The 24,146-nt window shown below is 65.4% G+C and carries 24 protein-coding genes; 12 read left to right on the top strand and 12 right to left on the bottom strand.

All coding sequences use genetic code 11. From position 1 onward, the window contains the following. Nucleotides 1–18: 18 nt before the first annotated feature. From sufC to WJU21_RS07670, 7 genes are all read left to right on the top strand, one after another. The gene (gene sufC / locus WJU21_RS07640) at nt 19–768 is read left to right on the top strand and encodes a Fe-S cluster assembly ATPase SufC (RefSeq protein ID WP_346322811.1); all 750 of its coding nucleotides are present in this window, start codon (nt 19–21) and stop codon (nt 766–768) included. Nucleotides 769–771: 3 nt separating this feature from the next. Next, a complete protein-coding gene (gene sufD / locus WJU21_RS07645; protein ID WP_346322812.1) occupies nt 772–2,049 on the top strand; it encodes a Fe-S cluster assembly protein SufD in 1,278 nt (425 codons plus the stop codon). Continuing rightward, nucleotides 2,046–3,305: a cysteine desulfurase gene (locus WJU21_RS07650; protein ID WP_346322813.1), complete on the top strand. Its 1,260-nt coding sequence runs from the start codon at nt 2,046–2,048 to the stop codon at nt 3,303–3,305. Before sufD ends, WJU21_RS07650 begins: the two co-directional genes overlap by 4 nt. Further along, nucleotides 3,302–3,757, top strand: coding sequence for a Fe-S cluster assembly sulfur transfer protein SufU (gene sufU, locus WJU21_RS07655; RefSeq protein WP_346322814.1), 456 nt, complete (start codon nt 3,302–3,304; stop codon nt 3,755–3,757). The genes WJU21_RS07650 and sufU overlap by 4 nt, the downstream gene beginning before the upstream one ends. Beyond that, nucleotides 3,754–4,113, top strand: a complete 360-nt coding sequence (locus WJU21_RS07660) for an SUF system Fe-S cluster assembly protein (protein ID WP_346322815.1) — start codon at nt 3,754–3,756, stop codon at nt 4,111–4,113. Before sufU ends, WJU21_RS07660 begins: the two co-directional genes overlap by 4 nt. A gap of 10 nt (nt 4,114–4,123) precedes the next feature. Beyond that, nucleotides 4,124–4,456, top strand: coding sequence for an iron-sulfur cluster assembly accessory protein (locus WJU21_RS07665; protein WP_346322816.1), 333 nt, complete (start codon nt 4,124–4,126; stop codon nt 4,454–4,456). Between the two features lie 209 nt (nt 4,457–4,665). Further along, complete coding sequence (locus WJU21_RS07670; RefSeq protein ID WP_346322817.1) at nt 4,666–5,262, top strand: LysE family translocator; 597 nt, start codon at nt 4,666–4,668, stop codon at nt 5,260–5,262. 17 nt (nt 5,263–5,279) lie between these two features. Here WJU21_RS07670 and WJU21_RS07675 read toward each other — a convergent pair whose 3' ends face one another. The 10 genes from WJU21_RS07675 to WJU21_RS07720 form a co-directional block, all read right to left on the bottom strand. Beyond that, complete coding sequence (locus tag WJU21_RS07675; protein WP_346322818.1) at nt 5,280–6,101, bottom strand: SDR family NAD(P)-dependent oxidoreductase; 822 nt, start codon at nt 6,099–6,101, stop codon at nt 5,280–5,282. Between the two features lie 113 nt (nt 6,102–6,214). After that, nucleotides 6,215–6,787 carry a transcriptional regulator gene (locus WJU21_RS07680; protein WP_346322819.1) on the bottom strand — a complete coding sequence of 191 codons (573 nt, stop codon included), beginning with the start codon at nt 6,785–6,787 and terminating at the stop codon, nt 6,215–6,217. A gap of 92 nt (nt 6,788–6,879) precedes the next feature. Next, on the bottom strand, nt 6,880–7,272 hold the full coding sequence (locus tag WJU21_RS07685) for a hypothetical protein (RefSeq protein ID WP_346322820.1): 393 nt from the start codon (nt 7,270–7,272) through the stop codon (nt 6,880–6,882). Between the two features lie 176 nt (nt 7,273–7,448). Then, nucleotides 7,449–9,911 carry a patatin-like protein gene (locus tag WJU21_RS07690; protein WP_346322821.1) on the bottom strand — a complete coding sequence of 821 codons (2,463 nt, stop codon included), beginning with the start codon at nt 9,909–9,911 and terminating at the stop codon, nt 7,449–7,451. A gap of 14 nt (nt 9,912–9,925) precedes the next feature. Further along, on the bottom strand, nt 9,926–11,125 hold the full coding sequence (locus WJU21_RS07695; protein WP_346322822.1) for an efflux RND transporter periplasmic adaptor subunit: 1,200 nt from the start codon (nt 11,123–11,125) through the stop codon (nt 9,926–9,928). 2 nt (nt 11,126–11,127) lie between these two features. Further along, nucleotides 11,128–13,491: an ABC transporter permease gene (locus tag WJU21_RS07700; RefSeq protein WP_346322823.1), complete on the bottom strand. Its 2,364-nt coding sequence runs from the start codon at nt 13,489–13,491 to the stop codon at nt 11,128–11,130. Between the two features lie 2 nt (nt 13,492–13,493). Then, a complete protein-coding gene (locus tag WJU21_RS07705; RefSeq protein WP_346322824.1) occupies nt 13,494–14,213 on the bottom strand; it encodes an ABC transporter ATP-binding protein in 720 nt (239 codons plus the stop codon). A 76-nt stretch (nt 14,214–14,289) separates the two neighbouring features. Next, nucleotides 14,290–14,799 (bottom strand): histidine phosphatase family protein, encoded by a 510-nt coding sequence (locus tag WJU21_RS07710; protein WP_346322825.1) that lies wholly within the window; start codon nt 14,797–14,799, stop codon nt 14,290–14,292. Between the two features lie 89 nt (nt 14,800–14,888). Then, the gene (locus WJU21_RS07715) at nt 14,889–15,311 is read right to left on the bottom strand and encodes a tellurite resistance TerB family protein (RefSeq protein WP_346322826.1); all 423 of its coding nucleotides are present in this window, start codon (nt 15,309–15,311) and stop codon (nt 14,889–14,891) included. Between the two features lie 65 nt (nt 15,312–15,376). Continuing rightward, entirely contained in the window at nt 15,377–18,100 is a 2,724-nt protein-coding gene (locus WJU21_RS07720; protein WP_346322827.1) for an ATP-dependent DNA helicase, read from the bottom strand. 192 nt (nt 18,101–18,292) lie between these two features. Between WJU21_RS07720 and WJU21_RS07725 the strand changes: the two genes are divergently transcribed. The 4 genes from WJU21_RS07725 (at nt 18,293) to WJU21_RS07740 (ending at nt 22,709) form a co-directional block, all read left to right on the top strand. After that, a complete protein-coding gene (locus tag WJU21_RS07725) occupies nt 18,293–19,873 on the top strand; it encodes a lysine--tRNA ligase (protein ID WP_346322828.1) in 1,581 nt (526 codons plus the stop codon). Between the two features lie 58 nt (nt 19,874–19,931). Continuing rightward, the gene (locus WJU21_RS07730) at nt 19,932–21,221 is read left to right on the top strand and encodes a hypothetical protein (RefSeq protein WP_346322829.1); all 1,290 of its coding nucleotides are present in this window, start codon (nt 19,932–19,934) and stop codon (nt 21,219–21,221) included. A gap of 71 nt (nt 21,222–21,292) precedes the next feature. Beyond that, nucleotides 21,293–21,649, top strand: a complete 357-nt coding sequence (locus WJU21_RS07735) for a DUF952 domain-containing protein (RefSeq protein WP_346322830.1) — start codon at nt 21,293–21,295, stop codon at nt 21,647–21,649. Beyond that, nucleotides 21,642–22,709 (top strand): quinone-dependent dihydroorotate dehydrogenase, encoded by a 1,068-nt coding sequence (locus WJU21_RS07740; RefSeq protein WP_346322831.1) that lies wholly within the window; start codon nt 21,642–21,644, stop codon nt 22,707–22,709. Before WJU21_RS07735 ends, WJU21_RS07740 begins: the two co-directional genes overlap by 8 nt. Before the next feature lie 32 nt (nt 22,710–22,741). Here WJU21_RS07740 and bfr read toward each other — a convergent pair whose 3' ends face one another. Further along, entirely contained in the window at nt 22,742–23,227 is a 486-nt protein-coding gene (gene bfr / locus WJU21_RS07745; protein WP_346322832.1) for a bacterioferritin, read from the bottom strand. Nucleotides 23,228–23,328: 101 nt separating this feature from the next. Further along, nucleotides 23,329–23,529 carry a (2Fe-2S)-binding protein gene (locus WJU21_RS07750; RefSeq protein WP_346322833.1) on the bottom strand — a complete coding sequence of 67 codons (201 nt, stop codon included), beginning with the start codon at nt 23,527–23,529 and terminating at the stop codon, nt 23,329–23,331. Nucleotides 23,530–23,673: 144 nt separating this feature from the next. Between WJU21_RS07750 and arsC the strand changes: the two genes are divergently transcribed. Further along, nucleotides 23,674–24,021, top strand: a complete 348-nt coding sequence (gene arsC, locus WJU21_RS07755) for an arsenate reductase (glutaredoxin) (RefSeq protein ID WP_346322834.1) — start codon at nt 23,674–23,676, stop codon at nt 24,019–24,021. Nucleotides 24,022–24,146: the final 125 nt, after the last annotated feature.

A 24,146-nucleotide genomic window follows, 5' to 3' on the forward strand; every position in this document is an offset into this window, starting at 1 on the left:
AAGGAAACGGAACAGACAATGTTGGAAATCAAGAATCTGCACGCCGCCGTCGACGGCAAGCAAATCCTCAACGGCATCGACCTGACGGTCAACGCCGGCGAAGTGCACGCAATCATGGGGCCGAACGGCTCGGGCAAATCGACCCTGGCCTATGTGCTCGCCGGCCGCGCCGGCTATGAAGTCACCGAAGGATCGGTGAGCTATCAGGGCAAGGACCTGCTGGAGATGGAGGCCGACGAGCGTGCCCGCGAGGGTGTGTTCCTGGGCTTCCAGTATCCGGTCGAACTTCCCGGGGTGAACGGCATGACGTTCCTTCGCACCGCCGCCAACGCCGTGCGCCGGCACCGGGATCTGCCGGAACTGGACGGCATCGACTTCCTGAAGCTGCTGCGCCAGAAAGCCACGATGCTGGAGATGGACGACGCGCTGCTGAAGCGGTCGGTCAATGTCGGCTTCTCGGGAGGAGAGAAGAAGCGCAACGAGATCGCCCAGATGGCCGTGCTCGACCCGAACCTGATGATCCTGGACGAAACCGATTCCGGCCTCGACATCGACGCGCTGAAGGTTGTGTCGAAGGGCATCAACGCCCTGCGCGGCGCGGACAAGGCCACCGTTCTGGTCACCCATTACCAGCGGCTGCTGTCCTATGTGGAGCCGGATTTCGTCCACATCCTGGCGCGCGGCAAGATCGTCGCCTCGGGCGGCAAGGAGCTGGCGCTGGAACTGGAGCGCGACGGCTACGTGAACTACGTGCCGGAGGCGGCGTAAGCCATGACCGCCATTCCCTATGCCGAACAGTTCGAGCGACTGAAGCCTGCCCTTCCCGGCGCGGCTGGCCTGCGCGAGCAGGCGTTCGCCCGCTATGCGGCGCACGGCTTCCCCGGCGTGAAACGCGAGGCGTGGCGCCATACCAAGCTGACGCCGATCAGCTCCGCCGACCTTGAGCCGGCAGATGCATCGGACGTGTCGCCCGCCGACATCGCCGCCCACCTGATCCCCGACGCGCTCACACTGGTCTTCGTCAACGGCCGCATGGACGCGGCGCTGTCAAATGTCGAGCAGGCGCCCAAGGGCGTTACCATCGAGAGCCTGGCCGACGTGCTGGCGCGGGGTGACGATTTGTCGCCCTGGCTGACCCAGGCTGCCGGCGACAGCCCTGATGACGCGCTGGTATCGCTGAACACGGCGCTGATGAATGACGGCGCGGTGATCCGCGTGGCCGACGGCGTCCAGGTCGAGGCGCCCATCCACCTGCTGTTCTTCGCCAAGCGCGGCGGGATGAACCAGGTGCGCAACGTGATCGTCGCCGGCAAGGGCGCCAGCGTCACTGTCGCCGAAGGCTATTTCGGCACCCGGGACGTCTACTGGAACAATGTGGTGAACCAGTTCTTCGTGGCCGAGGGCGCCAGCGTCGAGCATGCGCGCCAGCAGAGCGAAGGCCTTGCCGCCTATCATATCGGCTCCAGCCGCGTCCGGCTGGCGGCCGATGCGCGCTTCAACAGCGTCGCGATCATGCTGGGCGGCGTCGTCGCCCGCAACGAGGTCCAGGTCACCATCGCGGGCGAGCGTGCCCAATGCCATCTGGCCGGCGTGTCGCTGGGCCGCAGCAGGCAGCTGCATGACAGCGTGACCGTGCTGGACCACGCAGTGCCGAACAGCATCAGCGACCAGATGTTCAAGGCGGTGCTCGACGACCAGTCCCACGCCGTCTATCAGGGCAAGGTGATTGTGCGGCAAGACGCGCAGAAGACCGACGCGCGCCAGGCCAACCACAACATCCTGCTGGCACGCTCGGCCGAGGCAAGCAGCAAGCCCGAGCTGGAGATCTTCGCCGACGACGTGAAATGCGCCCATGGCGCCACGGTGGGCGAACTCGACAAGGACATGCTGTTCTACATGCAGGCGCGCGGCCTGGAGCCGAAAGCCGCCCGGGCGCTGCTGGTCGAGGGCTTCGTGCTGGAAGTGCTCGAACGTATCGTCTCGCCCGAAATCCGCGACATGTTCCGCACCGACATCGGCGGCTGGCTGCGGGGGAGGCCGCTGTCGTGAACGCGCCCACCGAAACCCGCGTCGCGCCTGCGGCCAGCCTGGACATTGCGCGCATCCGCGCCGATTTCCCCATCCTGCAATTGCCCAGCAACGGCAAGCGGCTGGTGTTCCTCGACTCGGCGGCCAGCGCCCAGAAGCCGCGCCAGGTCATCGATGCCCAGAGCCATGTCTACGAAGCCGAATACGCCAACATCCACCGCGGCGTCTACGACCTCAGCCAGCGCGCCACCGCCGCCTTCGACAAGGCGCGGACCAAGGTGCGCAAGTTCATCAACGCCGCCAGCGACCGCGAGATCGTGTTCGTGCGCAACGCCACCGAAGGCATCAACCTGGTGGCGCAGACCTGGGGCCGCAAGAATCTGAAGCAGGGCGACCAGATCATCCTGTCCGAGATGGAGCATCACGCCAACATCGTGCCGTGGCAGATGCTGCGCGAGGAGACCGGGCTGGAACTGGTGGTGATCCCGATCACGGATTCCGGCGAACTCGTCTGGGAAGCCTACGAGAAGGCGTTCACGTCGAAAACCAGGCTGGTCGCCATGACCCATGTGTCGAACGCCCTGGGCACCATTACGCCCATGGCCGAGATCATCAAGGTCGCCCATTCGCACGGCGTGCCCGTGCTCGTCGACGGCTGCCAGGCCGTGCCGCACATGCCGGTCGACGTTCAGGCGCTGGACGCGGACTTCTACGTCTTTTCCGCCCACAAGCTCTATGGGCCGACCGGCGTCGGCGTGCTCTACGCCAAGGCGAAGATCCTGGAAGCCATGCCGCCCTATCAGGGCGGCGGCGACATGATCTCGTCGGTGACCTTCGCCAAGACGACCTATGCGGATATTCCACAGCGGTTCGAGGCAGGCACTCCCAACATCGCCGGCACCATCGCTCTGGGCGCGGCCATCGACTACCTTGAGGGCTTCGACCGGCAGGCCCTGCTGGCGCATGAACAGGCGCTGCTGGAATACGCCACCGAGCGGTTGCAGGCGCTGAACACCATCACCATCTACGGCACCGCGAAGAACAAGGCGGCGGTGATCTCATTCGCCATCCAGGGCGTGCATCCGCACGACGTGGGCACGATCCTGGATTTCGAAGGCATCGCGGTGCGCGCCGGGCATCACTGCGCCCAGCCGGTAATGGACCGGTTCGGCGTGCCGGCGACGACCCGGGCGTCCTTCGGCATCTATAACGACTTCGATGACGTGGACGCACTGATCCACGGCATCGCCAAGGTTCAGGAGATATTCGGCTCATGAACGACCTGCGCGAGCTTTATCAGGAAGTGATCCTGGATCACGGCCGCAAGCCGCGGAATTTCGGCGCGCTGCCGGACGCGAACCGGGAGGCGCATGGCCACAATCCGCTGTGCGGCGACAAGCTGGACGTGCACGTGAAGGTAAAGGACGGCATCGTCGAGGACGTGAAGTTCGAGGGCGCGGGCTGCGCCATCTCGGTGGCCAGCGCCTCGTTGATGACCGAAGCGCTGAAGGGCATGACCGAGGTCGATGCCAGAAACCTGTTCGAGAAGTTCCACGCAATGATCACCGGTGACGAAGGCGTGACACCGGCACAGCTCGAGGATCTTGATAAACTGGCCGTGTTCTCCGGCGTGCGCGACTATCCCTTGCGGGTAAAATGCGCCACGCTGGGCTGGCACACGATGAACGCGGCCCTGGAAAATGTCGGCGAAACAGTGGTGACGGAATGAGCGAGACCTTTCTGAACGAGTTCCTCGACGGCCCGGCAGAGGCCGCCCCGGACAATGCGCTTCGCGAACAGATCGTCGACAAGCTTAAGACGATCTATGATCCGGAGATTCCGGTTAACATTTACGAACTTGGTCTTATCTATGGACTGGACGTATCGGCCGAGAACGACATCAAGGTCACCATGACCCTGACGACGCCCATGTGCCCCGTCGCCGAATCCATGCCCGGCGAGGTGGAGAGCAAGGTGCGAGAGGTCGACGGCGTGAATGAGGTCGAGGTCGAGCTCGTATGGGAGCCTGCCTGGGACATGAGCAAGTTGTCCGAGGCGGCCAAGCTCGAACTGGGCATGTTGTAGGAGGCAGACGATGGCAGCAGGCATCATTACCCTGACCGACCGCGCGGTGGACCGCGTGAAGACGCTCATGGCCAAGCGCCCGGATGCGGCGGGCCTGCGCGTGTGGATCAAGGAAGCCGGCTGTTCGGGCCTGAGCTACAAGGTGGACTTCACCGACGAGGCCAAGCCCGGCGACGACGTGGTCGAAACCGATGGCGGTAAGGTCTACGTCGACCCCAAGGCGGTGATGTACATTCTGGGCTCGGAGATGGACTACCAGGAAGACAAGTTCTTCTCGGGCTTCCTGTTCATGAACCCCAACGAAAAAGGCCGCTGCGGCTGCGGCGAGAGCTTTACCGTCTGACGCAAGGTTCAGTTCGGCCTTCAATCCCCACTATCGTCATCCCGCGCATGCGGGAGTCCAGTCGGGGCCGTCACGTGGCCCCTCAACCCGCTCGGTCACGAAGACTCCTCTTTCGTTGTAGAAGGCTGGCCGCAGTCAACCAGCCCTACGAAGAGCCGGGTTCCCGCGTGCGCGGGAATGACGCCGATGGGGAACATTTGAGTAATCTCATGTCCCTCGACGTTTTCCTCGCGCTTCTCCTGTTCGCCTTCGTGTCCTCGATCACGCCCGGCCCCAACAATTTGATGCTGCTGGCGTCCGGGGTGAATTTCGGTTTCGTGCGGACCATCCCGCACATGCTGGGGATCGGCGTCGGCTTCCTCGTCCTGCTGCTGGCGGTCGGGTTCGGGCTCGGCGCGCTGCTGATGGCATACCCGCCGATCCACATTGCGTTGAAGCTGGCCGGCGGCGCCTACCTGCTGTACCTGGCCTGGAAGATCGCCATGGCACGAACCATGGGCAAGGCGGGCGCGACTGGCGCGAAACCCATGACCTTCCTGCAGGCCGCGGCGTTCCAGTGGGTCAACGTCAAGGCGTGGGTCATGGCAGTCACCGCCATGTCGCTCTACACCAGCGCCGAGCGGCCGATCCTGTCGGTGATCCTCGTCGCCGTGGCCTTCGCCCTGGTCAACCTCCCCAGCGTGTCGGCATGGGCCGGATTCGGCACCGCCATGCGCGGGTTCCTCGCCGATCCGGTGCGGCTGAAATGGTTCAACATCGCCATGGGCACGGCACTGGCGCTGAGCATCGCCCCGATGGTGCTCTGAGCGGCTGGACCGCGATCCTATCCCTGCATACGCGCGCGGATCTTCGCCATCAGCGACCGCGCGTCGAATTCCTCGTCGCCCTCGTAGCGCGGCGCGTATTTGGCGTAGGCCGCGCTGATTTCCTCATAGCGGTCGGTGATGCGCTTCATGTTGTAGGCGTGGGAAACGACGTAGAACTCGCCCGCCTGCAACTGCGGGAAGGCGATGCCGGTATAGCGGTCGGTATCCATGGTGAGACCCTTGCCGAACGGATCGGTCATCTCCGAGGAGACGAATCCCGGCACCACGAACGATACCTCGATGAAATCCGGCACCTCCTCGCGCATCGCATCGGTCATGGCATGGAGCGCATGCTTCGACGCCTCGTAGGTGCCGGCCATGAAGACGAAATTGGCGAGGCTGTTCTCCGAGCCGACATTGTAGATGGCGGCCGGCGTGCCCTGTTCGATGAAGCGCTTGCCGAAGACGTGGCAGCAATACCAGACCCCGAAATAATTGGTCCGCATGATGCGTTCCACTTCTTCGGGATCGGTGCCGATGATCGGCACGGGCCGCTGGGCAACGCCCGCATTGTTCATGATGACGTCGGCGCGGCCCCAGCTTTGCCAGGCGAAATCGGCGAGCGCCTCGACCTGGGAAAGCTCGGACACGTCGCACGCCGTGCCAACCGCCTGGTAGCCCATGTCCCTGAGCGCCGCGACCGCCTCATCGACCTTGTCCTTGCGGCGGCCCGCAATCACCAGCTTCGCGCCATCGCCGCCGAAGCGCTTGGCGAAAGAGAAACCAATTCCGGTTGCACCACCGGTAATGACGACGACCTTGTCCCGATAACTTTTCAACGTGCTTATTCTTTCCCGTTTACATTTATAGTCGACATTCACACTGCATGAAGAACCACGGGTGAAACAAGCGGTTCTGGCGCATTACCTCGCAATTCTGCGCCGCGCCGGGACTATCCCGCCAGCCGCCCTTTCTGCTTCTCGGCCATCTCGCGCACGCGTATCCATTGGCGCCGCTCCTCCTGGGCATCGTCCAGGGCGCGGTGATGGTGAGGGCGGCGTTCCTCCATCGAGGCCAGCACCATGATGGTCTCGACCGCCATGGGCAATTCCTCGCCCGGATCGCGCGGCGCGGTGGCGAGATCGATGCCCAGGGTCTCGGCGATGATCTCGGCCTGGGCCACCTCGGTATCGCGCAGGGTCAGTGCATTGCGCGGGAAGCCACCCGCCTCGAGCAGGTCGCCGAGCCACTTGCCGTCCCATGCCGGGGCGCTGGCGAACAGGTCATGGCCCGACAGGGTTTCCACCATTCGCCGCGCCACTGCACCGACCGGCTCGCCCGACTTGTCCAGGGTGGTCCGGCTGATGCCGTGGGTTTCCTCGCCGGAGGCCGACCATGCGGTCCAGCCGGGCGCGGGCCGAATCAGGTGGCTTTCCTGCCGCTCGTCCTCGAACACCCAGGCCACCTCGACGGGATAGCTGTTCTGGGTCAACCCCGACGCTTCGAAATCCATGAACACGCGCATCCAGCCCCGCTCCAGCAAACCGGAAAACGAAACGCTAACACAGGCTGGTTTCAGAATACCGCGCGCATCGCGAGCGCCCGGCGCAGGGCTGATCAGCCCTTGTACCAGCTGTTCGCGCGCTGGCCGAAAAGCATCACCAGTCCGGCCAGGACCAGAACGAGCTGACCGGCGGCCAGCGCGGCGAGTACAGAATATTTGGCGAACAGCGCCAGGATCACAGGCCCGCCCAGCACCACGCCGGCCAGCAACCAGGCCGCGAGCAGAAACCGCGCCCAGCCCTGCCCGTTGGACACCAGCAACAGCAGCAGGATCAGCGCCCCATAGGCGATGCCCTGATGGAGCGGCGTGAATGTCTCGAGCAGGCCCGAGTGGAAGTGCGCGTATTCCAGGCCAAGCATAATCAGGCCCAGAAACAGGCCGGCGGCCAGAATATTGATCGCTGTCCTGACCGATTTCGGCTTGTACAATTTTACTGCGCTGCTCACGTGCCCCTCCATGATGCTTGCCCCAGGGATGGACCAGGCCGAGCAACCGAACCTGTCCACCACGCACCAGCACACCCCACGGGCCGGCACAGCGACATTGTGCCGGGTTCGCCCGCTTCCGGCAATGCGAGGTTTCGCTGCGGCGCACGTGGTTCGGTAGCCCCCGGATGCGCCCTTCAGGCCCGCCGCTGGTCCGCCTGGCCGGCCAGCGCCTCGACTTCCCGCTCCAGCTCGGCAATGAGTTCGGCGCTCTCTTTCAGGAAAGGCTTCTCCGCATCGAGAATGATGCGGAATGCCCGCCGCTTGAGCGCCAGCGAATCGATATCACCGCCAGCGCCGTCCACGCGGGCGGCGTCGACGACGATATCGATCAGCCGGTCGGCGCCGTGCAGGCGGCCCCAGATATAATCGTTCTCGCGGTGGGCGCGTTTGAAGAACGCACCGAAATTGCCCAGCTTTACGCCCTTCAGGAATTCCTCGGGTCCGCCGCTGCGGATGGTGGTGCAGTCCTGCGGGCTCAGCCGGGCGATCCTGATCTCGTTGTAATTGCCGGTCGGGTCCCACATGCCGGCCGAGAACGTCACCATGTCCCAGAACGAGAAGCCCAGATAATGAATCAGCAGGTCGCGGCGGATGGTGCCGGCAGTGCCCTCCGGCTCGATGCCCGACAGGATCTCATCGGAACGGCGGTTGAGGGATTCCAGATCGATATCGCGCGCAATGCCGGTGACGATGGCGTCGATGGCGGCAAGATTGTCGCGCGCGAAGGCGGCGCCGCCCGAACCGTCGAATTTGGCGCGGGATAATATGGGGCCGAAGACGTCGCGGGTCCGGCCCGCCGCCTCCAGGCTGACGGCGGCGGTGCCGTCACGCGAGCGCAACGCGTCGAGCACTTCGTAGAAGCGCCCCTTCAGGCTGTCCAGTCTGTGGCCGGTAAGGTCGGACATGCCTTCAGGGTCCAGCCGCCCATAAAGCGCATTGAGTTCCTGGATGACGAACCGGATCCGGCGGCTGCGGAACTCCAGGTCAAAGGTTCGCAGCAATTTTACCCAGGCCGGCAGGCCGGGACCGTCCTCCGCCTGCGGCGCCGCGTCGCCCGCGGGCAGAACCCCGCGAGCGGCGGCCCATTCGTGCAGCGCGGCCTCGATGAATTCCGCCTGCACGGTGCCGCGCTCCTGGCCGCACAGCAGGCCGACGATCTTCGCCGCCTGATCGACGGCCTCCTGCAATTTGAGCCGCTGATAGCCCTTGTAGGCGAATCCGGCCTGTTTGGCGGCCTCGGCGCTGCACTGCGTCCGCCACTCGGCGATCTGTGCGTCGGTGAGCCGGCGGCGATCCAGTTTTCCCCGCGTCACCTTCTCGACGGCAGCGACGATGTCGGGCCGGGCCGCCTCGATGATGTGCCGGGTAGAGCGGGTGCGGCGGTTCAGCTCCTGCACCCAGTCCAGATCGTCTGCGATCGGCTCGTTGCGCGGAATGTCGGACAAGGCCGCCTTCAGGGTGCGCAGCACGCCAGGCGGCTTGCCGGTGGGCGGCGGCGGCTTGTTGGCCGGGCTGGGATTGATATAGACCAGCCGCCGGTCCACCCGGCGATAGGCCGGCTGGCGGCCGATGGCATCGATGGCCGGCGCGAACGGCTTGTTGTTGAGCACGCTGCCATCGAGGAATGAGGTCTTCTCCGGATCCGTGCCGGCCTGGAAATAGGGCCGGAAATTGGCGCGCAGGAATTTCTCCTTGTTGGTCCAGGTCCGGCCGCGGCGATCGAGCACCCGGTCGACTTCGCCGAGCTGGGCCGGCGGGAACGCGGCCGGGAAGCTGGCGGTGGCGCGGGCGGCGAAGGCCAGCGCCGGAATGCAGGCCATGTCGAAATCGGTTTCCACCTGGCCATCGACCCAGCGGCGGTAGCGGAAATGCAGCCGGTGACGGTGCTCGCGTTCCTCGATCAGCGGCGGGTCATAGAGCGGGATAGACCGTTCATAGCCGAAGAAATCGGTAAGGGTGACGAACATGTCGAGCTTGAGACCGGTGGGCACCAGCGAGTCGATGGCGCTTCTCGGCGCCCCCATGGCCTCCATGGCGTTGATCAGGCTGTCGACCAGCCGCTCGCCGTCGAACGGCGGACGAAGGCGGACGATCTGCATCATCCGGCGCAGCTTGCCTTCCACCTCGTCGTCCAGATCGATGTCGTCGAGCCGGTCGCCGGCGATCCAGCGCACCAGCGGCCAGAACAGCCGGTCGCTCCAGGCCGTCGTGCTGCCCTCGGAAATCAGCGACTCCACGTCGGCGCCGGTCAGCCACATGTCGCGCAGGTCGTCGAACGGCAGGTCGTGCGCCAGCGCACGGGCCAGCAGCACGCTGTTGATGCCGCCGGCGCTGGCGCCGGCGATGACATCGACGATGACCCGCAGATCGAGCCCCGCCCCGATCTCGCGCAACAGGTCGAAATAGACCGCCTCGGTATCGATGATCCGATCGGTACTCGGCGGCAGGTCGGCGAAGCTGCGCTCGCGCTTCAGGCCCGCATCGTGAACTGAATGATAGAGTTTCGACGCCCGCGCCAGCTTGAGGATTTCCTTGGCGATGCCGTGCATGTAGACGGCCAGCGAGATGCCGCCACTGCACACGATCGCAAGACGCAACTCCTTTTCCTGCATCAGGCCCCGTCCACCGTGCGAACGCTAACCCGCCGGCCGTCGCTGACATCTTCACTCGGGTGGCTGATCACCACATCCCCCTGCTTCAGCCCTTTTATCACCTGCGCTGCCTCGGTGTTGCGTACGCCGATCTGGACGCGGCGCAGCATGGCACGTCCGTCCTCGACCCGGTAGACCGCCCAGTTGCCGCCACTGCGGAACAGGGCGCCCAGGGGCACGGTCAGAACATCGCTGGACGACCAGACGATGATGCGCGGCTCGACCCGGTATGCATCGCGCAACGAGTCCCAGCGCGCCGGCGGATCGGTTGGATCGATGATCACGTTGACCCGCTGTTCCTCGACCCCGAGTGCCGAAACCTTGGTAAATCCCGACGGTTCCACGCGGCGCACCGTGCCGTTCAGGTCGCCCGGCCCGCCCCAATTTTCGATGCGTGCGGGCTGGCCCGCCCGGACGCGCACGGCGTCCTGCGACAACAGATCGACGACGATCTCCAGATTGCGCGGATCGCCCAGCTCGAGAATCGGCGCGCCGACCGCCATGACCCGTTCGCTCTGTTGCATCACCCGCAATACCTGGCCGGAGATCGGTGCGGCCATGCGCAGGCAGCAACCGGCATCGGCGACGCCCGCTTCGTCGGTCGGCACGATGAGTTCCGCCTGGGCAGCCGCCAGTTCGGCCGTGGCGGCCTGGTAAGCCGCCTCCGCTGCATCCAGTTCCGCACGCCGCCGGTCGCGGTCGCGCTGCGAGATGGCGGTTCCCGCGGTCAATGCCTTGGCCCTTTCCCATTCGAGTCGGGCCAGCGTCCTGTCGGCCTTCACGCGCGCGGTCACCGCCTTGGCCTGGTCAAGGCGCGCCCGTGACCGGGCCGCGCTGCGGCGGTCCAGGAAATCCGGCGCGCTCGGTTCGAAGATCGCCACCATGGTTTCGCCAGCGACAACCGGGTCCCCGGGATCGAGCGTCACGCGGCGCAATCGGCCGTTGACCGGCGCCGACACGGTAAAGATATCGCGAATCCTTGTCTTGCCCTCGGCAGTGACCGACACGTCCAGCCGCCCTCGCGTCACTTCGCGGCCGTCGACGGCAAGCGGACTGGGCACGAATGCAAGGTAAAGCAGGACGGCGATGACAATGCCGCCGGCCGCCCACTTGCCCCAGCGGCCGACGACTGACCGGATGTGCTTGTCGTTCATCGCCATGATTATTCCCGCGTCTTCAGAACAGCGACCAGATCGAGCCGATCGAGACGCCGCCGCACGACCAGCGCCGAGACCGACGCCGCAGCGATGATCACCAGAGCGGTCCAGCCGTAGGTGGACCTGTCGATAACCACCGGAAGGCGGAACAGCTCGGTCTGAAACGCCTGAACCATCAGGTTCGACAGGCCGTATCCCATCAGCCAGCCCAGCGGCACCGCGAGCGCCACGAGCAGCGCCAGTTCGCCCAGCAGGATGGTCGATATCTCGCCCCGCGTGAAGCCCATGACCCGCATGCTGGCCAGTTCCCGGCCCCGCTCGGAGACGCTGATCCGCGCCGAATTGTATACCACGCCGAAGGCGATGATCGACGCAAAGACGATATTGACCATGGTCATCTGCACCAGGTTCTCACCCATCGTCTCGTCGAAGCCGCTGATCGCGGCGGAACGGATCGACACGCCCGCGATGGCCGGGGTTCTCTTGGCGGCGTCATAGAACCGGCTCATCGACGCTTCATCGACATTCATCCAGGCGCCGGAAATGCTGGGCCCTTCCAGCATCAGCCGGTTCAGCGCCGCGATGTCCATATAGGCGCCAGTGCCGATGAATTGCTCGGCAATGCCCGCGACGCGAATCTGGTGGACCGGCCGGCGCCCCTCCAGCACCTCGACGGTCAGCATGTCCCCTGGTTTCGCGCCCAGCAACTGGGCCAGCAGGTCGGATAGCAGCAGGCCATCCGGAGGCAGCGATACGGGGCGCTGCCGCTTGTCGAGCGTGCGGTGCAAATCGCCACCCATCTCCATGCCGACGATCGCCAGCCGACGCGTGCGATTTTCCAGGCTGAGCTTCACCGGCACGGCACGATAGGGTTCGGCCCGCATCACGCCCGGCATGTGGACGAGGTCGCCCAACGCCCCCCGCGACGCCGGCTCGACCAGGGTGATGGCAATGTCTTCGCGTTCGGACCGGTTGAACTGAACATCGAGCATGAAATCGATGGTATCGAGAAAGAAGCTGGCTGCGATCAGCGTCCCCAGCGCCGTGGCGATGCCCAGGCAGGTGATCAGGGTGAGGCGCCAGCGGCGCTCCAGGTAGCGCAGGACCATCCTCGCCGTCGGTGACAGCAGCTGCGCCCGGCCCAGCCGCTCGAACAGCAGCGCGCGATATACCACCGGCGGCTCGGGCCGCATGGCTTCCGCCGGCTGCAGCAGCATCACCCGGCGAACGGACCGGGCAACGCCCAGGAACGCCACCACCAGGCTCAGCGCGACCGAGGACACAAGCACCAGCGGGTCGAGCCTGTAATGAAGATGCGGGAACCGATAGAACTCCGCATACATGTCGGCCATCGACCGGCCGAAATAGGCACCTGCGGCAATGCCCGCCACGGCGGCGGCGATGGCGATGGCAGCGGCGAATTTCGCATAGTGCCATCCCACCTCGCGGTTGGTCAGTCCCAGTGCTTTCAGCGTGCCTATTTCAGCACGATCCAGGTTGATCATGCGCGCCAGCACCGTATTGAGCAGGAAGCTGGCCACCACCAGGAAGATCAGCGGCAGGATGACCGCCATGGCGCGGAGCTGGTCCAGTTCGCTGCGCAGGAACATGTCGGACTGATGATCCTTGCGGCCATAGGCGCCCCGCCCGCCATATTGGCGCGTCATGGCGTCGATGGCATCGATCACGTCGGCCACCGAGGCGTTGGGCATGAGCGAAAGGACCGCGTCGTTGAACGCGCCCTCCATGTCATGCGCCGCCTCGAGCGCGGCGCGGCCCATCCACATCACGGCAAAGCGCTTGTTGTCGGGGAACAGGGCGCCGGCCGGTAACGCGTAGACAAACTCGGGAGAAATGGCGACGCCGACAATGTCCAGCTGGCGTTGATGCCCGCTGATCAGCGCCGACACGCTGTCGCCCGGCCCAAGACGGTGCGCCTCCGAGAATGCGTCGCTGATCACCACCTCGTTCTCACGGTAGGGCTCGACCAAACGGCCGGCACGCAGATGCAGACGGTTCAATGTGGGCTGTCCCGCCTCGGGCAGCGACGTGAGCAATGCGGTAGCCGGCTCGCTCATGCCGGCCACGTCCAGGATCGCGCCGACCGCAACCCGTGTCTCGACACGCTGGACGCCCGGAATATCGGCCAGCCGCCGCCCGACTATCTCCGGCGCGCGCTTGACGCTCACAAACACGTCGCCGAACCGGTAGTCCTGATAATAGAGCCGCCGCGTCTCGCCCAGCGAATCGATCAGCCCCGTGCTCATCACATAGGTGGCAATGCCGGCGGCCATCACCAAGGCGATGGCGATTACCTGGGTTGCCATCGAGCGCAGGTTTCGCAGCAGCTTTCGATCAAGTACGGCCATCGCTACCAGTCGATGTCCGACGGCTTCATCCGCACCGGGTTGGCTTCGATCCGGTTGATCCGGCCATCGGCAAAGTAGATCACGCGGTCGGCCAGATGGCGGATCGATGCGTTGTGGGTAATGACCACGGTCAAGGTGCCGAGTTCCCTGTTCACCCGTTCCAGTGCCTCAAGCACGATCATGCCGGTGGTGATGTCGAGGGCCCCGGTCGGCTCGTCGCAGAGCAACACGTCGGGACGCTTGGCCACCGCGCGCGCGATGGCGACACGCTGCTGTTCGCCGCCCGAGAGCTGCGCCGGAAAGTGGTCGAGGCGTTCGCCCAGCCCCACGAGGCGCAAGGCTTCCTCGGGCGCCAGAGGATCCGGTGCGATCTCGGTGACCAGCGCGATATTCTCGCGGGCGGTCAGGCTCGGGATCAGATTGTAGAACTGGAAGACGAATCCCACATGGTGGCGCCGGTACAAGGTCAGCGCCTGATCGCCAACCAGCGTGAGATCTTCGCCGCGGAAGAAAACGTGTCCATCGGACGGCGTATCGAGGCCGCCCAGTATATTCACCAGCGTCGACTTGCCGCTGCCGGACGGCCCCAGCAGCACGACAAATTCACCCTCGTACAATTCGAGATCGACGCCGCGCAGGGCCATCACCTGGACCTCGCCCATGTCATAGACCTTGGTCAGACCTTCGACGCGGAACGCGGCAGATTCTGACGGAGTGTTCATAACGCCAAGCCTGCGGGACTATCCCGCCCCGAACCTTGCGCCCGATCAACCGGCCAGTGAAATACTTATCGAACTGTCAGACCAGCGCCTTGGGACTGTCGAAGGCGACAAGGTCGCCAGACTTGGCGGCGGCCCAGCTCTTGATGTCGAATTCGATGACCGCCAGCGCCGCAGTGGGGAACTTGTCCTCGATGTCGTCGCGGCGCCCCGCCGGATCGCCGGCCGAAAGCTTGAGTGCGGCGAGCTGCATGCCCGGATTATGGCCGATGACGAGCAGGGTCGCCACATCGTCAGGCGCGCCGCGCACCACCTCCATGACGGTCTCGGGATCGGCCAGGTAAAGCTCGGGGCGGAACGTCAGGGGTACGTCGGACTGCAGCGCAATCAGTACGCGCTGCGCGGTCTCGCTGGTACGAACGGCAGGCGAGGAGAGGATCAGGTCGGGCGTCAGGCCGCGCTGGCGAAGATAGGCGCCCATCAGGGCGGCGGCGCGCTGGCCCCGGTCGTTGAGCGGCCGCCCTTTGTCCGGCTGATCCGGATTGTTCCAGTCGGACTTGCCGTGGCGGAGCAGCAGCAGACGTTTCAACGCGGGTCTCCCTTCACTTCACGGCGCACCATACAGATCGAACGTGTCGTTCCCGTGAATGGGGAGCGGCGCCTGGCGGGCGAAAACGCCTAGGCTGGCAGTTTGCGGTTGAGCGCAACGATCCCGCGTTCGATCGCGGCAGCGGCAAGCCGGTCGATGTCCAGTTCGTGACGGATCATCTCCAGCAGGCGCAACTCTTCCTGGCCCAGCCTGCCGTCGCTGATGGCCACGGTGCAGGCAATGGCATAGGCCGTGTCGCGCAGGCTGTCGGGCAGCGCTTCGCTCACGAGGCCGAGTACCGTCTCCAGGCCCTCGCCATGCTCGATGATATCGTTACAGGCCTGGACCGCCGACAGCAGCTTGGCCCGGTCATAGCCCTCGAACACCGGCAGGTGGGAAACCGTGTGCGACATGGCGCCGATCTCCGCGTCGACCATCTTCGAATCGGCGGCAGCCACGATCACCATCAGGTAGACCAGTGCGGAATGGGGGGTAAGAACCGAGTCGCTCACAAATGGAATCCTGCCTTGTTGCGGTGCGCGCCAACATAGGTGCGCGGCACACGGCCTTCAACGACTTATGCCGCCGGCACCGCCGAACGCAGGAAGGCCCCGCTGATCTCCACCGCCTCGGCGAGGCCGACCCGCGCCACCTCGACGTCGTCGGGGAACGCGCCGAGCAGACGGCTGGGCATGGCGCTGTCCAGCATGACGAACACGCCCCGGTCTCCGGCACGGCGGATCAGCCGGCCGAAGGCCTGCTTCAGCCGCAACCGGACCAGCATGTCGTCATAGCGGCTGCCGCCGAACGCGTCGCGCCGGGCCCGGTGCAGGATCGACGGGCGCGGCCATGGTACCCGGTCGAACACAATCAGGCGCAGTGCATCGCCCGGCACGTCGACGCCGTCGCGGATGGCGTCGGTCCCCAGCAGGCAGGAATTGTGCTCGGCGCGAAAGATATCGACGAGCGTGCCGGGGTCGAACGCGTCGACATGCTGGGCATAGACGCCGATCCCCTGCTGGGCGAGCGGCGCGGCGATGCGGCCATGGACATCGCGCAGCCGGTTGATGGCGGTGAACAGGCCCAGTCCGCCGCCGCCGGCCGCCTCGAACAGCGCCCGGTAGGCACCGGCTACCTGCTGGGAATCGGTGCGCTTGACGTCGCGGACCACCAGCACTTTCGCCTGGCTGCCGTAATCGAACGGCGACTTATGGCTCGACCGCTTCGCCGGCAGCACCAGATGGTTGAATCCGGTCCGCAGTTCGGCATTGCGCCAGCTGTCCAGGTCGTCGCCTTCGCCGCCCGTCTCGTCGCGCAACGTGGCCGAGGTCACGACGACGCCATGGGCCGGCGCCAGCACCACGTCGGCGAACGGCTTGGTCGGGTCGATCCAGTGCCGGTGCAGGCCCACGTCATATTCGCGCTGGCCGCCGCGCTCGACCGAGAACCAGTCGACGAAGCCCTCCGCCGTGCCCTTCTCCAGGTCGCGCAACATGGCGCGCCACGGCAGCATCATGGCGTCGACCCGCCGGGTAATACCGCCCCGCGCCGCCTCGAGCCGTGTCCGTTCGGAACTGTCCAGTTCCTCGGATTCATCGGCAAGCCGGTTGCCGATGACGCGGGCAAGCTGCTGCATGGGCACGGTCAGCTCGGCCAGCGCCCGCTCCAGCCCACCGGCTGCGGCGCGCAGTTCGTCGGACAGGGTATGGGTGGCCGCCTCCAGCGTATAGGGATCGTCAGGCCGCTGGGCGCGGGCATAGACATGGGTGCGGACAGCGGCGAAAAACGCCTCGGCCGCGCCTTGCGCGGCAGCGCTGGCGATGCGTCCAAGCCAGCCTTCGCCGGGCAGGGCGGCGGCGGCACGGATCGCTTCTCGCATCAGCGTCTCGGATTCCGGATGCAGAACCAGCAGATCGCCGATGCGCGCCTCGATGCCGCGCGACCGGCCCCGCCGGCCCCCTTCCGGGCCACGCACCCAGCGCCGCAGCTCGACCGCCTCAAGGCCCGAAAGATGGGCCGAGAACGCGCTGTCGGCGGCGTCGAACAGGTGGTGGCCTTCGTCGAACACGTAGCGTGTCGGCTTGTCCTCTTCCGGGCCGTACAGCGCGGCGCGGATCATCACCAGCGCGTGATTGGCGATCACCAGATCGGCGCCCTTCGCCTTGCGGGTCGAATGCTCGATGAAGCAGGTGCGCCAATGGGTGCAGGCCGAATAGACGCATTCGCCGCGCCGGTCGGTGAGGCCCGAGGCGCGGCCCGCTCCGATCCGCTGCAGCAGCCAGGCAGGCAGATCGCCGCCGACCATGTCGCCGTCGCGGCTATAGCGCGCCCAGCGCACCACCAGCGCAAGGCGCACCAGATTCTCCGGCATCATCTGGGCACGGCCAACGGCCTCCTCCAGATTGAGCAGGCACAGATAATTCTCCCTGCCCTTGCGGACCACAACCTTGCGCGCCTTCATGCGCCGGTCGGGGAACAGCCGGTCCAGCTCCTGGTCCAGCTGGCGCTGCAGGTTCTTGGTGTAGGTGCTGAGCCAGACCGGACCGTGATTGCGTTCGGCCCACAGGCTCGACGGCGCGATGTAGCCCAGCGTCTTGCCGATACCGGTGCCCGCCTCGGCGATCACGGCATTGGGCGCCGAGACGATCTCGCGCGGCTCGAAGGCGGCGGTAACCACGCCGGCATAGTCGCGCTGGCTGGTGCGGTCTTCGGCGCCCCGGCCCAGCAGCGCCGTCAACCGGTCCTGCACCTCGCCCGGGCCGACGGGAAAGTCATCGGGCGGCGGACGCGGCGCTTCGTCCTCCCATTGCGGGAGACGGCGCCACACATCGAGACCGCTGCCCGCGTCCTCGCCCGATACCGGCGCACCAAGCGCCGCCGTGACATTGGCGCCCCAGGTCCAGCCCGCCTTCGCCATGGAGCGGGCGAGGCGCTGCGCCTCGGGCCTGTCCGGATAGCGCGGATCGGCGAGTTGGGCGAGCAGCAGCGCCGCGGCCCGGTGAAGGATCGCCGCCTGGTCCTCCAGCTCGGATGCCGGCATGTCGAGGCCGAGCGCCGCCGCGAGGCCGCCCGGTGTGGGCAGGCAGAACGTCGCGGGCCGGACAAAGGCATAGAGGTCGAGGACATCGAGTACCCGAACCAGTGGCTCGGTTTCAAGCCGGGCACTGACGACCGGCTCGTGGCACACCAGCACCATGCCGCGCGCCGCCCGGACGGCGGCCTCGCCCAGGCCCAGCGTCTCCACCTCGCCATCGACGGTCACCAGCGCGGCAGCGCGAAAACCGACCGCGAGAGCGGGCATGGCGGGAAGCGCGATAGTAGGTGCGGAAGCAGTCATCGGACCCAATATAAGGAGAGACCCGGCGCCCTGTCATGCGTGCTGCGAACAAAACAGGATCGCATGCCGGCCATGACGCCACCTGAAACCGCTGGAACATTGACGCTTCATCGCCTTGGCCCTACCTTCCGCCGACTTCCAGTCCCGGGAACACCCATGTCCGAGCTTCGAGAAATCGCCCTGAACAGCAATGCCTGGCCTTTCCAGGAAGCGCGCAAGCTGGTCGACCGGTTCGAGAAGACCGGCGTGACACCGGACGCGGTGATCTTCGAGACCGGATACGGCCCGTCGGGCCTGCCGCATATCGGCACCTTCGGCGAGGTCGCGCGCACCACCATGGTGCGCCGGGCGTTCGAGACCATTTCGGATATCCCGACCCGGCTGATCGCCTTCTCGGACGACATGGACGGCCTGCGCAAGGTGCCGGACAACATCCCCAACAAGGAAGCCATGGTCCCGCATCTGGGCAAGCCGCTGACCCAGGTGCCCGACCCGTTCGGCACCCATGACAGCTTCGGCGCCCATAACAACGCCCGGCTGCGGGCGTTCCTCGACGCGTTCGGCTTCGAATACGAATTCATGAGCTCGACCGAGTGCTACAAGGCCGGCCGGTTCGACACGGCGCTGCTGCAGGTGCTGCACAATTACGATGACGTGATCAACGTCATCCTGCCGACCCTGGGCCCGGACCGCCGCGCCACCTACAGTCCGTTCCTGCCGGTGTGCCCGCGCACCGGCCAGGTGCTGCAGGTGCCGGTCGTCGACCGCGACGCAGCCGCCGGGACCATTACCTACGAGGACAGCGGCGAACGGGTCACCGTTCCGGTCACCGGCGGCCACTGCAAGCTGCAATGGAAGGCCGACTGGGCCATGCGCTGGGTAGCGCTGGGCGTGCATTACGAGATGGCCGGCAAGGACCTGATCGACTCGGTGAAGCTGTCGAGCCGGATCTGCACCGTGCTGGGCGGAACGCCGCCCGAGGGTTTCAACTACGAACTGTTCCTCGACGAAAACGGCGAGAAGATTTCCAAGTCGCGCGGCAACGGCCTGACCATCGAGGAATGGCTGCGCTATGCGCCGACCGAGAGCCTGTCGCTCTACATGTTCCAGTCGCCGCGCAAGGCCAAGCGGCTGTATTTCGACGTGATCCCGAAGGCGGTCGATGAGTACATCACCTTCCTCGACGCCTATCACCGGCAGTCGGCTGCCGCGGAAAGGCTGGCCAATCCGGTGTGGCACATCCACGGCGGCAACCCGCCGAAGGAAGACGTGCCCGTCACGTTCGGCCTGCTGCTCAACCTGGTGAGCGCCAGCAATTCGGAAGACCCGGCCATCCTGTGGGGCTTCATCAGCGGATACGCGCCGGGCGCCACTCCCGCCACGCATCCGCTGCTCAATCGCCTGGTGCGCTTCGCGGTGGCCTATTACGACGACTTCGTGAAGCCGGCCAAGCGGTTCCGCAAGCCCGACGAACGCGAGCGGGCGGCGCTGTCCGACCTGGCGGCGGCGCTGGATCGCCTGCCGGCCGGGGCAACCGCCGAGGAGATCCAGAACGAGGTTTATGCCGTCGGCAAGACCCATGATTTCGAGCCACTGCGCGACTGGTTCAAGGCGCTATACGAGACTCTGCTGGGCCAGAGCCAGGGCCCGCGCATGGGATCTTTCTTCGCGCTGTACGGTCTGGACAACAGCCGCGCCTTGCTGGCCGACGCGCTGGCGGGCAAGCTCGCGGCCTGATGATCAAGTCCAGGTCATCCGCACCAGAATGTCTAGGCCCTCATCGATGGAGCAGGGATTGCTGAAAGCTGTTTTCGTTGCCGCCGCCGCCATCGGGCTCATGGCCCTGTCTCCCACGGGCGAATGGCGCGTGGGCGACGCCGCCGTCGAGAAATGTATCGCCGAATACGCGAATATCGACAGGGCCGTTGAGGAAGCCGGCACCGCCGACGCCGAATATGCGCGCATCGACGGCTTTCCCTATTTCCGGATCAACCGCTTTCTGGCGAGCTACGATTTCAATGCGTTGAAGCCGGCCGAGCGCACCGAATGGATCGACCAGCTGGTGCAGGCCGACAAGGACGAACGCGCCATCGAGATCGGCAACCTGCCCGCGACCAAGCGCGGCGAGCTTTACGGCAACCTGGAGCGGGATCCGGTCACCAGCACCAAGGCGTGCGCCGACAGTCTCCGGGCATTCGACCACCTCAAGCCCGAGGCGCACAAGGCGCTGCCGCCGCGCGCATTGGTGCCCGCATCGGACGCCGCGCCGGCCAAGGCCGCCGTCCGTTCGCCCGCGCAGCTTGCCGCGCTGACCGCGGCGACGCCGCCCCTGACAACGGGCACGACGGTGTTCGAGCCCATGGGCACCAAACCGATGTCGGCCTATACGGTGAAGCTTCTTGTCGACCAGTCGCGCACCGAGGAACTGAAGATTCCCGAGCCCAAGGAAGACGCCGCCGAACGGCTGTTCGGCAGCTTCGCGCCCATGGTCCGCGTCAGCGGAGAGCCGGACGAGTCCATGGTCATTCCGGTCTGGAAGGACGGCAAGATCGACAGCGAATACAATGCCGCCGTGGCCTATGCGAAATTTTCGCAGGCGAAGTGGAAGGGCGCGCCGGTCCTGCAGATCAATTACCTGATCTGGTTCAAGGCCAACCCGCTGGACGGACTGATCTGGCGCGTCACGCTGGGCGCCAACGGCAAGCCGCTGGCCTACGACACCGTGCGCATGAACGGCAGCGGCTATCTGCTGCTGCTCGAGAGCGGCCTTCAGGCGCCCGGCGCGGCGACGCTTCCCGAAATCCCGGACGGGAGCCGACTGGTGCTGACCGTCGACGGCGCCAGCCACGACATCGTGCATGTGGGCGTCTGGGACGGCGTGACCCGGGACAATTACCTGCTGGTCGAATATGACCGCCTGCGCCGCCTCTATCACCATGACGGCGAGACCCGCAGCCTGTTCGACGCCGAAGGCCGAAGCGGCACCGGGCCCGGCGCCCCGCGCCAATGGGCCCATCACAGGCTGGCCAACGGCAGCTACTTCGACGCACCGAACCTGCTTGAGAAGATGATCGCGGGGAAATAGCCGGGACGGCGTCCCCGCCGCGCTCGATCGCCCTGTTCACCTCAAGCCCATTGCGGTAGCGTGCCCGCGACATGAACCGACTGGTTTACAAGATTTGTTCGCGCGCCGAATGGGCGCAGGCCGTAGCGGCCGGCAGCTATGCCGGGTCGGCCGTGGACAGGGCGGACGGGTTCATTCACTTCTCAACCGCGCAGCAGGCACCCGACACCGCCGCGAAGCATTTCGCCGGCCAGCACGGCCTCGTCCTGGTGCAGATCGATACGAACCGGCTGCCCCGGGAAGTCCTGAAATGGGAGCCATCGCGGGGCGGCGCCCTGTTCCCGCATCTGTATGCGCCGTTGCCCGTGACCGCAGCGTTGCGTGTGGACCCGCTGCCGTGGCGGGACGGCGCAGGTCACCTGTTTCCAGAAAGCCTGGACGATGCGTGATTTGTACCGGCTGATCCGCCCTGCCTTGATGAAGATCGACGCCGAGCAGGCGCATCGTCTGACCTTGCGGCTGTTGAACTCGCCGTTGGCCGGGCTGCTTGGCGGCGACACCGCCGAAACACCCGACCTGGAGACCACGTTTCTGGGGATTCGCCTGCCGAATCCGATAGGGCTGGCTGCGGGCTTCGACAAGAACGCCCAGGTGCCCGACGCCATGCTGCGCCTGGGTTTCGGTTTCGTCGAGATCGGCACGGTGACGCCGCGCCCCCAGGCAGGCAACCCACCGCCCCGGATCTTCCGGCTGGTCGAGGACGAGGCGGTGATCAACCGGATCGGCTTCGCCAACGAGGGCGCCGACATCGTGACGCGCCGCCTGTCCGAACGCCGAGCCGCCTCGCGCATGGGCAAGATCGGGATCAATATCGGCGCCAACAAGGATTCCGAGGACTGGGTGGGCGACTACGTCAACGGGTTGCAGCGGTTCTCGGGCCTGGGCGACTATTACACCATCAATATCTCGTCACCCAACACGCCGGGCCTGCGCGCCCTGCAGACGCGCGAATCGCTCAAGCCGCTGATGGATGCGCTGATCGCCACCCGCGAGCATATGAGCCGGGTACGCAAGCCGCCGCTGCTGGTGAAGCTGGCGCCGGACCTGAGCGCGCCCCAACTGGAGGACATCGCCGCGCTGGCGCTCGAGCACGATATTGACGGCCTGATCATTTCCAACACCACGATCGGCCGCCCCGAATCCCTGCACAGCCCGCATAGGAGCGAAGCCGGTGGACTGTCCGGCGCGCCGCTGAAAGCACTGGCGCTGGAGACTCTCCAGCGGATGTACCGCCTGACCGGCGGCACGGTGCCGCTGATCGGTGTGGGCGGCATATCGTCGGGACAGGACGTCTACGACCGCATCCGCGCCGGCGCATCGGTCGTCCAGCTCTATTCGGCGCTGGTCTATGAGGGACCCGGCCTTGTCAGACGCATCAAGGGCGAGCTGTCGGCGCTGCTGAAGCGCGACGGCTTCGCGACTGTGTCCGACGCCGTGGGCAAGAACTAGCCGCTATAAGGGCGCCATCATGGCCGCAACGATCAGCTCTCGCCGCTGTCGTCGCCCATCTGGGATTGCAGGTAGTTCTGGATGCCGACCTTGTCGATCAACTCGATCTGGGTCTCGAGGAAGTCGATATGCTCTTCTTCCGATTCCAGGATGTCCTCGAATAGCTCACGCGAAATGTAGTCCCGCACCGTCTCGCAATGGGCGATGGCGTCGCGCAGCACCGGGCAGGCTTCCACTTCGGTATCGAGATCGGCCTTCAGGAGTTCGGCCACATTCTCGCCGATCCGCAACCGGTTCAGATCCTGCAGGTTGGGCAGGCCTTCGAGAAACAGAATGCGGTTGATCAGCCTGTCCGCGTGCTTCATCTCGTCGATGGACTCTCCGTACTCGTAGTCGCCGAGCTTGTTGAGCCCCCAGTTCTTCAGCATGCGGGCATGGAGGAAGTACTGGTTGATCGCGGTCAGTTCGTTCTTGAGGGCCAGATTGAGGAACTGGATAACCTTTTTGTCGCCCTTCATGGGACCCTCCTTTAATCGCCGGATATCGACGATAAACGCTTGGCGTTCAGAATAGGTCCGTTCGCCGCGCCGGTCAAAAAATTACGCGGCGGCGCAATGGACTAGAGGGAGACAAGTTCCACGGGAGCGGCGAGTTTGGCCCGTTCGGAATCAATCACGTCCTGGGCGTAGTACAGGCAGGTGCCGCAATCAGGGTCGACGCCGAGCGCGGCGTAGATGTCTTCCGCGGATGCGGCCGGGCGTTCCACGGCCAGTTCCCGAATCTGGCTTTCACGCAGGGCGTTACAGATGCAAACGTACATTCGATTCGCACTCCAGTTGCCATTTGTATATAGCCTGATGCGAATGAGTGTCAATTACTCTGGAAGTGAAGCCCTGCTCCGTCATCGCTTGCGCCCGGTGGCGCGGCGTGGTTTCAGGGGAGCCGGACAAATCGGGGACCGAGCATGAACGTGACCATCTACCACAATCCGCGTTGCACGAAGTCGCGCGAGACCCTTGCCCTTCTGCAGCAGAAGGGGGTCGTGCCCGACATAATCGAATATCTTAAAACGCCGCCGTCGGCCGCCGAGCTGGACGCGGTCCTGCAGAAACTGGGCATGGAGCCGCGCGAGGCCATGCGCCGGAAGGAACCGCCCTACAAGGCGCTGGCGCTGGACAATGAGGCGCTGACTCGCGGCCAGCTGATCCAGGCGATGGTCGAAAATCCGGTGCTGATCGAGCGGCCCATCGTGCTGGCGAACGACAAGGCGCGCATCGGCCGCCCGCCCGAGGCCGTGCTGGACATTCTCTAGCGCCCGCGAAGCTGCCGCGAGGACCCCGCCGGCGTCGCATTGACATACCTTACGGGGGTATAGTACAAATCCACTATCAATGCCGTGATGGTGGACGTATCCCATCCCATCTCGCGCTGTTCGGC

It is taken from the genome of Emcibacter sp. SYSU 3D8, from assembly GCF_039655875.1.
Lineage (GTDB): Bacteria > Pseudomonadota > Alphaproteobacteria > SMXS01 > SMXS01 > RI-34.